Annotated in this window: 11 protein-coding genes; 9 read left to right on the top strand and 2 right to left on the bottom strand. The window is 71.7% G+C overall.

Annotated elements, in window-relative coordinates; all coding sequences use genetic code 11:
• Positions 1-29: 29 nt before the first annotated feature.
• The 7 genes from ABZ945_RS19260 (at position 30) to ABZ945_RS19230 (ending at position 7,136) form a co-directional block, all read left to right on the top strand.
• The gene (locus tag ABZ945_RS19260) at positions 30-1,535 is read left to right on the top strand and encodes a radical SAM protein (protein WP_361270724.1); all 1,506 of its coding nucleotides are present in this window, start codon (positions 30-32) and stop codon (positions 1,533-1,535) included.
• A gap of 33 nt (positions 1,536-1,568) precedes the next feature.
• The gene (locus ABZ945_RS19255) at positions 1,569-2,867 is read left to right on the top strand and encodes a coproporphyrinogen-III oxidase family protein (protein ID WP_361270722.1); all 1,299 of its coding nucleotides are present in this window, start codon (positions 1,569-1,571) and stop codon (positions 2,865-2,867) included.
• A 140-nt stretch (positions 2,868-3,007) separates the two neighbouring features.
• On the top strand, positions 3,008-3,634 hold the full coding sequence (locus ABZ945_RS19250; RefSeq protein ID WP_361270719.1) for a LysE family transporter: 627 nt from the start codon (positions 3,008-3,010) through the stop codon (positions 3,632-3,634).
• Between the two features lie 105 nt (positions 3,635-3,739).
• Entirely contained in the window at positions 3,740-4,414 is a 675-nt protein-coding gene (locus tag ABZ945_RS19245; RefSeq protein WP_361270717.1) for a hypothetical protein, read from the top strand.
• Between the two features lie 47 nt (positions 4,415-4,461).
• On the top strand, positions 4,462-5,163 hold the full coding sequence (locus tag ABZ945_RS19240) for a hypothetical protein (protein WP_361270714.1): 702 nt from the start codon (positions 4,462-4,464) through the stop codon (positions 5,161-5,163).
• Between the two features lie 79 nt (positions 5,164-5,242).
• The gene (locus tag ABZ945_RS19235) at positions 5,243-6,451 is read left to right on the top strand and encodes a GDSL-type esterase/lipase family protein (protein WP_361270711.1); all 1,209 of its coding nucleotides are present in this window, start codon (positions 5,243-5,245) and stop codon (positions 6,449-6,451) included.
• 148 nt (positions 6,452-6,599) lie between these two features.
• Entirely contained in the window at positions 6,600-7,136 is a 537-nt protein-coding gene (locus ABZ945_RS19230; protein WP_361270708.1) for a hypothetical protein, read from the top strand.
• A gap of 69 nt (positions 7,137-7,205) precedes the next feature.
• Here the strand turns inward: ABZ945_RS19230 and ABZ945_RS19225 are convergent, their stop codons facing one another.
• Positions 7,206-7,736 carry a helix-turn-helix domain-containing protein gene (locus ABZ945_RS19225; protein ID WP_361270705.1) on the bottom strand — a complete coding sequence of 177 codons (531 nt, stop codon included), beginning with the start codon at positions 7,734-7,736 and terminating at the stop codon, positions 7,206-7,208.
• Between the two features lie 102 nt (positions 7,737-7,838).
• Between ABZ945_RS19225 and ABZ945_RS19220 the strand changes: the two genes are divergently transcribed.
• Together ABZ945_RS19220 and ABZ945_RS19215 are read left to right on the top strand one after the other, a co-directional pair.
• The gene (locus tag ABZ945_RS19220; protein WP_361270702.1) at positions 7,839-9,236 is read left to right on the top strand and encodes an MFS transporter; all 1,398 of its coding nucleotides are present in this window, start codon (positions 7,839-7,841) and stop codon (positions 9,234-9,236) included.
• A 183-nt stretch (positions 9,237-9,419) separates the two neighbouring features.
• Complete coding sequence (locus tag ABZ945_RS19215; RefSeq protein ID WP_361270699.1) at positions 9,420-10,940, top strand: monooxygenase; 1,521 nt, start codon at positions 9,420-9,422, stop codon at positions 10,938-10,940.
• Positions 10,941-11,000: 60 nt separating this feature from the next.
• Here ABZ945_RS19215 and ABZ945_RS19210 read toward each other — a convergent pair whose 3' ends face one another.
• Complete coding sequence (locus tag ABZ945_RS19210; protein WP_361270696.1) at positions 11,001-12,296, bottom strand: alpha/beta hydrolase; 1,296 nt, start codon at positions 12,294-12,296, stop codon at positions 11,001-11,003.
• Positions 12,297-12,517: the final 221 nt, after the last annotated feature.

The raw sequence follows: 12,517 nt of genomic DNA, 5'->3' as shown, positions 1-12,517 counted from the left end.
GCCGGCGCCCGACCCAAGGGAGAGCTGCCATGAAACACGGAACCGACTACCGGGTGCTGCCGTTCAGCGAGGACACCGCGGCCGTGCTCATCACCGGCAACCACCGGCTGCTGCTGGCCCCGGCCGGCACCGCCCGGCGGCTGGAGTCCGGGGTGGACCAGCTGCTGCCGGAGGAGCGGCAGGCCTGGGAGCGGCTGCGCGCCACCGCCGGCTTCGCGGACGAGGCCAACCGCTCCCGGCTGGCCGGGAGCGCGCTGTCCGACGGGTCGGACTTCGCGGTCAACGTCAACCTGACCAACGTCTGCAATCTGGCCTGCACCTACTGCTTCGCCGAGGGCGGGGACTACGGCCGGATCACCGAGGCGATGGGGGAGCACTCCATCGCCTGGATCTTCGACTTCATCGAGAAGAACGCGGCCCCCGGTCAGCGGGTCCGCTTCGAGTTCTTCGGCGGTGAGCCGCTGGCCAACTTCGCCGTCATCGAGAAGATCTGCGAGCGGGCTCGGGGCATCCGCGAGCGGGACGGCACGGAGTTCGTGCACCGGATCTCGACCAATCTCACCCTCATGCCCCAGGGGATCGAGGAGCTGTTCCGCGCCTACCGCTTCATCGTGTCGGTCTCGATCGACGGCGGCCGGGAGGTGCAGGACGCCAACCGGCCGTCGAAGAACGGCAAGGGGTCCTACGACCGGATCATCCGCAACCTGCGGCGGCTGCGGGAGGCCTGCGGCGACGACATCACCCTGGTCGCCCGGATGACCATCGCCACCGCCGAGCCCTGCCTCAAGGACAGCGTGCTCGACCTGTGGGAGCTGGACCTGTTCGACTACTTCCAGATCTACCCGGGCGTCTACCCGGTGGAGACGGGCACCAAGGTCCCCATCGCGCTCACCCTGGGGGACCGCAAGCTGTCCGAGCCGCAGGGCATCCAGTACATCAACCACTTCCTCCAGCCGGGCATCGTGGAGCAGTTCAAGGACTTCCTGGTCCACTACCCGAGGCTGTTCGACCCCGGCAACCGCTTCAAGGGGGTGCTGGAGTACGAGCGGACGGTGCAGATGGTCACCGAGGGGGCGACCGCCCTCGCCTTCTGCTCCGGCGGCCGGACGTACTACACGCACTCCCCCGACGGCAGCATCAGCCCCTGCCACCGCCTGGTCGGCGACGAGAGCTTCGATGTGGGCACCGGCGCCGACGGCCTCACCCGGGAGCACCCCGAGTGGCGGCGGACCGTGGACGAGCACCCGGTGTGCGGCGCGTGCTGGGCCCGCTATCTGTGCGGCGGGGGCTGCCGCCAGGAGAACCATGTGGCCTCGGGGGACGTCAACGAGCTCAACGACGAGTCGTGCCAGTACCAGTTGATGCTGGCCGAGGAGGTCCTGAAGATGCTGGCCAGGTCCCAGGCCGGCTACCGCGGCCAGTCCCGCGACCGGTACGACGACCTGTTCGTCTCCTGCGGCCGCCCGGTCGTCCCCAACGGCCGCCCCGCGCTCGACCTCTCCACCGACTACGGGGCCTTCCAGGTGCTCTGCTGACCGCTTCCGCCCTCGACAAGGAGCAGTAGCCAGATGGCCGACAAGATCGTCCGCCGCAACATCCACACGTACCCCTTCAAGTACCGCAAGCACGACTACGACGACTACTTCCGCGCCGAGAACGCGGTGCTGTACCTGCATGTGCCGTTCTGCATCACCAAGTGCGGGTTCTGCGACTACACGGTCTACATCAACAAGAACGAGCAGCACTTCGCCCAGTACGTCGACGCCCTGGAGAAGGAGATCCGCGCGTTCGCCGCCAATCGCACCTTCCCCGGGTTCCGGGTGGACGCCGTCTATTTCGGCGGCGGTACGCCGGGAATCCTGACCGGCGACCAGACGGCCCGGCTGCTCGACGTGTGCCGGGAGTCCTTCGAGTTCAACGAGGGCGTGGAGATCGCCCTGGAGTTCGACCCGTCGACGGTGGACGCGCGGAAGATCGCCCGGATGCGGGAGGCCGGCTTCAACCGGCTCAACCTCGGTATCCAGGCCTTCGACGACCGGCTGCTGCGGATCTGCAACCGCTCGCACGACCTGGCCACCGCGGAGCGCGCCTACCGGACCATCGTGGACGGCGGCTTCACCCACACCAACATCGACCTGATCTTCCCGCTGCCGGACCAGTCGCTGGACGACTGGAAGCACAGCGTGGACCGGGCGATCGAGCTGGAGCCCGCCTGCATCACCGCGTACGGTCTGGAGATCTGGCCGAAGACGGCCTTCCACTCGCTGATCACCTCCGGGAAGATGGCGCTCCCGACGCCCGAGGACGAGGCGCGGATGTACGAGTACGCCATCGACGCACTGGAGGCGGCCGGCTTCGAACGGCGCAGCTCGACCGGGTACTACCACCCCGACCGCTGCCCGGACTACTCGCGGTTCCTGGAGTACTACTGGCGCACCTGGCCGATGATCGGGTTCGGCGTGTCCTCGAAGAGCGTCATCCATGACCGGCTCTTTGTGAACGTCAAACCGCTCCGGCAGTACTACGAGATGGTGAATGAGGGGAGAATCCCTCTGGATTTCGCCACGTATCTCACCAAGGACCAGGAGATGCGGCGGGTGATGATCCGCGGTCTGAAGATGTGCGAGATCTACCGCCAGGACTTCACGGACCGCTTCGGCGTCACCATGGAGGACGTCTTCGGCGACGAGCTCGAACAGCTTCTCGACAAGGGGTGGCTGGAAAAGCGGGGGGACGACGTCTATTCCCTGACCCGGGCCGGACAGCTCCTCTCCACCAACGTCTACGAGATGTTCTACGCACCCGAGGACCTCAGTCCGGCGGAAGCCGATGAGGTACGCTTCGGCATATCCGAACTCGTCGAATGAGCCGCATGGGCTGATCGACGGGATATGCCGTGAAAGGCGGGGGAATTGGTGCGGTTTCTCTTCCCGGAATGCGGGTGGGCACCGGGATACCGGCGGGTACCGGAATGCGGGCGGACCACCGCACGGGCGGAGGCTCCGCGGTGAACGTGCTTCCGGCCTGGAGCGCCGGCCTGGGCCTCGGATTCCTGGTGGCCCTCCCGCTCGGTCCGATCGGACTGCTGTGCGTGCGCAGCGTGCTGCGCAACGGCTTCCTGTGCGGATTCGCCATCGGGCTCGGCGCGACCGCGATCGACATGCTGTACGCGGGGCTGGGCCTGGCGGGCGTCGGCAGGCTGCTGGACGTCCAGGTGCTGCGGACGGCGCTCGGGCTCGCCGGAGCCGTGGTCATGGTCTACCTGGGCGTCCGCTCCCTGCGGTCCGCCTTCCAGGCCAGGGGGGCCATCGACACCGAGGGCGAGACGGTGCTGCCGTGGGCGGCCTTCCGTACCGCGCTCACCGCGACGGCGGCCAACCCGGCGACGATCGGCTACTGGGCCGCGGCCTTCGCCGCGGCCACCGCGGCCAACCTCACCGGGACGCTCTCCGCCTCGCTGGGCATGCTCATCGGCGTCGGCTGCGGCACCCTGCTGTGGTTCACCACCCTGAGCGTCTCCGTGATGCTGTTCCGGCGCTGGTTCACCTCCCGGATGCTGCAAGGGGTCGACCTGCTCGCCGGCGTGGGCGTCATCTTCTTCGGCGGCGTCCTCGCCTACCAGGCCGTCGGCTGACACCACCGCCCGCGACGGCCCCGACGGCTCGGCTCCACCCGCGGGGAGCCGGGCCGCGCGCTGTGTGCCCGACGCCCGTCAGCTTCGCCGAGGAGGCCGTCGCACATGTCCGACACCGAGTTGGCCGGTCGCGTGCACCGGGCCCTGACCGACGGCGAGATGGCCGCGATCGCCGCCGCCATCGAGGCGGTGGGCACCGCCGGCGGGCTCGTCCCGGCCACCGCGTACGCCCTCTACACCGCACTCGGCGACCACCCCCGGCCACCCCTGGCGGACCACAGGGGCAGCGCCCGGTTCGCCATCCCGGAGGCCCAGTGGCTGGCGATCGCGGAGCGCTGCATCGCCCGCGCCGAGGCGTTCGGCGCGGGGGTGCACGCCGCCCTGGAACTGCGCAGGGTGATGCCCGCCCGCTACCCCGACCCCGGCATCACCGCACCGCCCCACCCCCGCAAGGACCACCGGCCCCCCGCGCACGAGTTGTCGGTGACCCGGGAGGCCACCGACACCATCACCGCCGCGAGCCGCCACTGCGAGCGGCTGGCCCACTTCTTCGGCCCCGACTCGGACGAGCACCTGGCCGCGGCCCGCTCCTGGCAGTGCGGACTGTCCCGGCTCTTCGCGATGGCGTTCGGCGCGCACACCCGCGTCGAGCGCGCCGACCCGCTCTCCCTCACCGTCACCTCCGAGACGACGGGCTTCGTCTACGGGCTCCACTTCCGCCCCGCCCTTGTCCCCGTGGACGACGCGCCCCGCCCCGGCCGCTGGCTGAGCGTCTACTGAGACCGCCCCCGTCCCCCTTTCCCCCTTCTCCCCACCCGGAGGACCACATGACCGGAACGGACGGCCCCATACCCGGCGACCAGCACCCGAGCGCACCGCCCGTCGGCAGAGTCCGGCATCCGGCGCTCGTCTACCTCTCCGGCTGCCTGCTGTTCTCGACGGGCGCCCACTTCTTCATCCAGTCCCGTCTGGGGACCGACCCGCTGGATGTGTTCGCGCTGGGAGTCCTGGAACACCTCCCGCTGACCATCGGCCTCTGCCAGGCGGCCGTGGCCATCGTGTGCATCGGCATCTGGGCCGCGTGGAACCGGCGGCGCCCGGTGCTCTCGCCGTTCCTGACCTTCTTCCTCTGCGGCACCCTGATCGACCTCCAGCAGTGGGCCGGACTCGCCGGCTACCTGCGTCTCGGCGGCTACCCACTGGTGCTGCTCGGGGCGCTGCTCTGCGCGTACGCCTCGGCGCTGATCATCATGAGCGGCTTCGGCATCCGTGCCATCGACCTGGTCGCCATCACCGTACGGCAGCGCTGGAAGTGGCCCTTCTGGTGCGGAAAGGGCCTGATCGAGGGCGCGCTCCTGCTCTCCGGATGGCTGCTGGGCGGCCCGGTCGGCATCGGCACGGTGGTGTTCCTGGTCTTCGTGGACCTGCTCATCGAGCCGTGCGTCCGCTTCAACCAGCGCTATCTGGCCATCCCCGACCGCGGCTTCGCCGTACCGGCCGCGGTGGTACCGGCCACGCCCACAACCTAAAGCCTTTAGGTGAAGTCGCATTACGTGTAGCCTTCTGCCGTACCAGTCAAGCTCCCACCGACGGCAACAGGCGGGACCCATGAACACCGAGCAGGAACACCAGCGCCACCGGACCACCACCCACCTCACCACGCCCCTCACCGCCGACCTCCTGCGCGGCTTCCTCGACCTGGAGACGACCCCGCACGGTCTGCTGCCGCACCGGCTGCCCGCGTGGGCGCGCCGGCAGATCCCGGACGGCCTGCTGGCCATGGCTGAGGCCCAGCCCTCCGGCGTACGGCTGGTCTTCCGCACCCGGGCGACCACCGTCGAGCTGGACACCCTGCCCACCAAGCGGGCCTACCGGGGTTTCCCGCCTCCGCCCGACGGGGTGTACGACCTGCTGGTCGACGGCCGGCTCACCGCCCAGGCCACCGTGGCCGGCGGCAACCTCCGTACGGTCACCGACCTGGCCACCCAGACCGCCGAACTGAGCGAAGGCCCGCCCGGCACCGCCCGGTTCACCGGTCTCCCGCCATACGACAAGCAGGTCGAGATCTGGCTGCCGCATACGGAGACCACCGAGTTGATCGCCCTGCGCACCGATGCTCCGGTCCAGGCGGCCCCGGACAGCGGGCGCAGGGTGTGGCTGCACCACGGCAGTTCGATCAGCCATGGCTCCAACGCCGCCCATCCGAGCGCCATCTGGCCGGCGCTGGCCGCCGCCCGGGGCCATGTGGAGCTGATCAACCTGGGGTTCGGCGGCGGTGCGCTGCTCGACCCGTTCACCGCCCGGGCGATCCGGGACACCCCCGCGGACCTGATCAGCGTCAAGATCGGCATCAATATCGTCAACGCCGATGTGATGCGCCTGCGCGCCTTCACCCCGGCGGTGCACGGTTTCCTGGACACCATCCGCGAGGGGCATCCGGCGGTACCGCTCCTGGTCGTGTCCCCGATCCTGTGCCCGGTACACGAGGACACCCCCGGCCCGCTCGCGCCCGACTTCTCCACCGGCGCCCTGCGGTTCAGGGCCACCGGCGACCCCGCCGAACGCGCCGCCGGCCGTCTGACGCTCCAGGTCATCCGCGCGGAACTGGCCCGGATCGTCGAGCAGCGGGCGGCCGAAGACCCCTACCTGCACTACCTCGACGGCCGTGAGCTGTACGGCGAGCAGGACTACGCCGAACTGCCGCTGCCCGACGGGCTCCACCCCGACCCCGCGACCCACCGCCGCATCGGCGAGAACTTCGCGCGGCTCGCGTTCACCGCAGGCGCCCCCTTCTCCCCCTCCCCCACGACGAGTTGACCGACCGCGTCCGCCGACGCACCGCCAGATTCGAACAGCCACCATCCGGTAGCCGTCAGTAGCCGACTTCGCCGGACTGCCGACGGGTCGGCGGTCTACTGTACGGACACGCCGCGTCACTCGCCGCGGTCGGAGAAGGAGGAGCCCTGTGTCATCCCCCTGTGATCCCGCGCACGCCCCCGTCGGCGATGTGGGGGCAGCCCTGATGATGATCGATTCCCGGCTCACGGCCATCTACGACGGCAAGACCGAGACCAGCGCCGAACAGGAGGCGCTGATCGAGCAGCTCACCGAATCCCTTGACTCCAAGGGGGCCGATGCCGTCCTGGACGGCGCCTGCACCCTCATCTTCCTGTATATGAAGTGGCTGCGGATGGCGTACGAGGACCATGACGAGGATGTCATCGCCTGTGTGGTGCCCAACCTGGTGGCCACGATGCGGATGATGCCCATGAGCGTCAAGCCCGAGACCATCCCCACCATGACCGGACTGCTCGTCGCCGCGGGCACCGGGCTGAGCCCCAATCTCTGGCGCAAGCAGTACGGTTACTGGACCGAGGCGGAGATGACGCCCCTGGAGGTCACCGTCTTCCTGCTGGCGGAGCACATCAACCGCCTCACCGACGACAAGGCCTTCGCCACCCGTCTGATCAGCGACGCCTTGACCAGCGCGGACGAGGACTGACCGCCGCGACACGAAGAGGGCGGACGCCGCCGGGATCGCGCCAAGGCCCAGCGGCCGTTCCCTCCGCGTTCAGGGGCCCTCGGTCGGCCCGGCCTGGTCCCAGCCGGGCGCCCGTACATCGATGGTGAGGCCCGCCGACCCGATCTCCTCACCGCAGGTCCGGCAGGTCGACATCGGATCGAGGTCATGCTCGGCGTGGTGCGCGGAGCCGGGCCCGCCGCGGTGCCGGAAGGCGACCGGCGGAGCGTCCACCGCCCAGCGGTCGCCCCAGGTCAGCAGCGCACGCATCACCGGTGCGAGATCGCGGCCGGCCTCGGTGAGGTGGTACTCGAAGCGCGGGGGGCGCTCGCTGTACGCGCGGCGCTCCACCAGGCCCGCCTCCTCCATCGCGCGCAGTCTGGCGGCGAGGCGGTCGCGGGGCGCGCCGGTGTTGCGGACGATCCGGCCGAAGCGCCGGTTGCCGTAGAAGATCTCGCGGATCGCCAGCAGGGCCCAGCGCTCGCCGACCAGTTGCAGCGCGGCGGCCACGGAGCACGGCCGGCCGGGCACATCGGGGTGCGGAACCGCGTTCTCGCCCTGCTTCACGTTCGAGGTGGTCACGCCCTCATCCTCTCCCGAGTGCGTTGTGTTTTCAAACCTACATACCCTACTGTCCGCCTCATGACAGTTGGACTTTCAAACTCACCAAGGGCGTCCCGTGCCGTGTTCGCGACGGTCGCGGCCTCGGTCTTCATGGCGAACCTCGACCTCTTCATCGTCAATGTGGCCCTCCCGGAGATCGGCGACTCGTTCGGCGGCAGCGACCTCGGCTCCCTCTCCTGGGTCCTCAACGGCTACGCCATCGTCTTCGCGGCGCTCCTCGTGGTCGCCGGGCGCGTCGCCGACCGCTCCGGCCACAAGCCGGTCTTCCTGGCCGGACTGGCGGTGTTCACCCTCGCCTCGGTCGGCTGCGCGCTCGCTCCGAACGTCGGGACGCTGGTCGCGGCGCGGCTCGCGCAGGCCGTCGGCGCGGCGCTGGTGATGCCGACATCGCTCGCGCTGCTGCTCGCCACGACGGCGCCGGAGAGACGCGCCGGGGCGGTACGGGCCTGGGCGTCGATCGGCGGGATAGCCGCCGGACTCGGGCCGGTGGCCGGCGGGCTGCTGGTCGAGGTCGGCTGGCGCTGGGTGTTCCTGGTCAACGTGCCGGTGGGGATCGCGGCGTTCGCGCTCGGCCTCAAGGCGCTGCCGTCACCCGGACGCGCCGGGGCGCGCAAGAGCCCGCTGCCCGACCTGTTCGGTGCCGTCCTCCTCACCGGATCGATCGCCACGCTGGCGCTCGGCCTGGTGAAGGCTCCCGAGTGGGGGTGGACCAGCGCCGGCACCCTGGGCGGCCTGGCCGCCGCGGTACTGCTCGGCGCCTGGTTCGTGCTGCGCTCGGCCCGCCACCCCGTACCGATCGTGGAGCTGCCGCTGCTGCGCGTCCCCGCGTTCGCCTCCGCCGCGACCGCCCTGACGCTGTTCACCGTCGCCTTCGCCGGCATGCTGCTCGGCGCGGTGCTGTGGTGCCAGGGCGTGTGGGGCTACTCGGCTCTGCGCACCGGCCTCGCCATCGCACCGGGCCCCCTGCTGGTGCCGGCGGTCGCCTTGCTGATCGGACCCGTCGTCGCCCGATACGGTACGGGCCGCGTCGCACTGGCGGGCAGCGTGCTGTTCGCGGCCGGCATCCTGTGGTGGGCCGGGGCACTGGACACCGACTCCTCCTACGCGGCCTCACTCATGCCCGGCATGGTGCTGACCGGCCTCGGCGTCGGCCTGACGCTCCCGGTGCTGACCGGGGCGTCGGCGGCCGCCCTGCCACCGGCCCGCTTCGCCACCGGCTCGGCCATCACCTCGATGGGCCGCCAGATCGGCGCGGTCCTGGGCGTCGCGATCCTGGTCGGCATCCTCGGCACCCCGGCCCCCGGAGACGTGGTCACCGCCTTCCGGCACGGCTGGTACGCGGTCGCCGCGGCGTCCCTGCTCGCCGCGTGCGCGACGATCCCCCTCCTTCGCGCCCCGCGACCCGCCACCGCCCAGGCGGCCGACGACGCCGGCGCCGCGAAGGCCGGCGCCGCCTGAGAGCGGGCCCTGTCCGCGCCACACGGACAGGGCCCGAGGGTGAGCCCTGTCCGCGATCGGCCGGACAGGGCTCCCGTGCGCCTGAGCGGGCCCTGGACCCGGCGGGAATTGACGGGTCACTCCGGGCGGCCACTATAGTGAACAGCGTTCACGTGAACGCTGTTCACTAGGGTGGAGGAAGATGTGACCACGGATGTGATCGTCGTCGGAGCGGGTCCGACCGGGCTGATGCTCGCCTGCGAGCTGGCGCTGGCCGGTGTCCGGCCGCTGATCGTCGAGCGCCGCCCGGAACCGCAGCGCGACTCCCGGGCCCTGACGCTGCATCCGCGCAGCGTCGAGCTGATGGACCTGCGGGGGCTGGCCCCCCGCTTCCTCGCGGCCGGCACCACCATGCCGGGCTGGCACTTCGCGGGCCTGAGGACCCGGCTGGACTTCACCGCCCTCGACAGCCGGCACGCCTACACCCTGTTCATCGCCCAGGCCCGTACCGAGGCCCTGCTGGCCGAGCGGGCCGGGGAGCTCGGTGTCGAGATCCTGCGGGGGCACGAGACCGTCGGCGTGCGCCAGGACGCCGACGGGGTGGAGGTGGACATCCACGGCCCCGGCGGACGGCGGACCCTCCGGGCGGGGTACGCGGTGGGGTGCGACGGCGGGCGCAGCCTGGTGCGCACGGCCGCGGGGATCGACTTCCCGGGCACGGACGAGACGCTGACCGGTGTCCTCGGCGACTTCGAGTCCCTGGACCGGGCCGATCCCGGGCTCCAGCGCGCGCAGGCCCGCGGTGTGCTGGTCGCGCCGCTGGAGGACGGGGCCACCCGGCTCGTCTACCTCGACCCCGCGCGGATGCGCGTCCCCTCCCGGGAGCCGGTGACGCTGGAGGAGTTCCGGACCTCGCTGACGGACATCTGCGGCTCCGACTGCGGGGTCGGCCGACCGCGATGGCTCTCCCGCTTCGGCAACGCCAGCCGCGTCGCCGAGCGGTACCGCGCGGGCCGGATCCTGCTGGCGGGCGACGCCGCCCATATCCACTTCCCCGCGGGCGGGCAGGGCCTCAACACCGGGTTGCAGGACGCCGCCAACCTGGGCTGGCGGCTGGCGGCCGAGATCAACGGCTGGGCGCCGCCCGGGCTGCTCGACGGCTACGACGCCGAGCGCCGGCCGGTCGGCGCGGCGGTCGTGGAGAACACCGAGGTCCAGACCCTGCTGGCGGAACTGCTCCTCGTCCCGCAGTACGCGGGGCCCGCCGCCGCGCTGCGCCGGATGCTCGACGGGTTCCTGGGCGTCGCCCAGATCAACCGGAACCTGGCCGCCCAGGTGTCCGCCCTCGGCACCGCCTACCCCGCCCGCTACCCGGACGCCGACCCGCTGGAGGGGCGGCGGATGCCCGACGTCGGCCTCACCGCCGCGGGATCATCCGCCCGGCGGGTCTACGAACTGGCCGACCGCGGCCGCTTCCTGCTGCTGGACTTCGCCGGGGACGAGGCGCTGCCACCCGCCGTCCAGGCCGGGTGGAGCGGGCGCGTCGAGGCCGTGACGGTGACCGAGTGGGACCCCCACCGCGAACTGGCGGGCGCGGCCGAGATCCTGGTGCGCCCCGACGGCCATGTCGCCTGGGCGAGCCGGACCGGTGACACGGCCGTGCGGCGGGCCGAGCGCACCCGGGCCCTGACCGCGTGGGCGGGCGCCCCCGGCACGGGGAGCTGAATCCTCCAGGGTCGCCGCCCCGCCCGCCCTCGGCGGTGGGGCGGCGACCCGGGGTGACCGCTACCGGCCCGCGTCGTACTCGGTGGTGACGGTGGAGGCCGGCTCCCCGGGGAAGGGCCGCGCGCCGGTGAGCAGGGGGTGGCGGTCGGTGCGGTCCTGGAGGAAGCGTTCGAAGAAGGCGGTCACCCGGTTGACGGTGATCTGCCGCTGTGTGCGCTCGGCCAGCCGCGGCTGGTCCTGCTGGGGGTGGTCGGTGCCCGCGTACTGGGACTGGCAGGTGCCGGGCGCGGTTCCCGGCAGGGCGTCGTCGCGGGAGGCGACCTGACCGCTGCTGGGGGACCACTGGCGGTTGTAGAAGTTGTGATTGCCGCCGGTGAGGGTGTAGTTGAAGATGGGTGCCCGGTTGGCGGCGCGGTTGTGCTCGAAGTACCGACCGGTGTTGACCTGGTCGCAGGTGCCCCACATCACGGCGAACGGTGTCCGGGTGACCGGTTGCTCGTCCCAGGTGCCGGTGGGGGCGAGGGCGAAGGCGGCCTTGATGCCGACCCCGGCCGGCCAGTCGGCGCGCGAGGGGTCGGCGACCTCCTGCATGACGCCGCCGCCTCCCATGGAGTGGCCGAGGAGGCCGACCCGGCCCATGTCCACCGTGCCGCGGAAGCCGTCCGCGACCGGGGCTCCGGTGCGTGTGTCGGTGAGGGCGCCGCGCAGCGGGCCGGTGCCCGAGCGGGCGAGCGTCTGCCACATCCGCAGGTGCCGGTCGAGAAGGGCGGCGCGAGCCTGGTAGACGGTGTCGGCCTGTCCGGAGTCGGTAGCGTTGATGCCGTTGGCCCCCACCGAGACGACCACGAACCCCCGGCGGGCCAGTTCGCGCGCCAGATAGTCGTAACCGGCGCTGCTGGGGATCGGGGCGGTACCGGGCGCGCAGGGCCAGGCCCACAGCCGCGCCGCCGTCCGCTCGATGATCGCCTGCTGACGGGCGGCCTCGGCCTCGTCACCCTGTTCCAGGGCGCGGTCGCGGGCCGTGAGCGCGGCGGCGTTCTCGGCCGCGGCCTTGGCGTCGGCACAGGTCTCCCAGTGGCCGTGCTGCATGACGACCAGCGGGTGGCGGCCGGTGCCCAGACGGGCGGGGTAGTAGACGTCGGCCGCCAGTTCGGCGCGGCCCACGTAGCCGAGTGAGGCCGGGGGCTGGAACGCCTGGTCGCCGAGGTGGTAGCGGGCCGTCCGGACGGTGTCGGCGGCGGCCGGGGCGACGGGGCGGGATCCGGATGGGGCGAGGGGGGCGGCGTACGCCGGGACGGCGGGGACGCAGAGCCCGAGGGCGCAGACGAGGACGGTCAACCGGGCAGTGATCTTCATGGAGTGGGCCTGTCGTGTGGGAGTACGGGGAGCGTGCCCAAGGACCGCTGTGATGACGGGACATGACGTCCCCTTCACCTGGCCGCGGGGCCGCGGCCTCCGGGGAGGCGCTGTCACAGCGACAGACGTGCGGACGAGGCCGGGGTTGCGGGTCCAGCCGCTCCTCTCGCCCGGCCGCCCGGTGACATGGGTCACAACAGGCCCGGCGCCATGGCGCTTGT

Origin of the sequence: Streptomyces sp. NPDC046887, assembly GCF_040644755.1 — a bacterium.
GTDB lineage: Bacteria > Actinomycetota > Actinomycetes > Streptomycetales > Streptomycetaceae > Streptomyces > Streptomyces lichenis.
The sequence above is the reverse complement of the archived record's forward strand: the minus strand, read 5'-3'. Positions and strand labels throughout refer to the sequence as shown.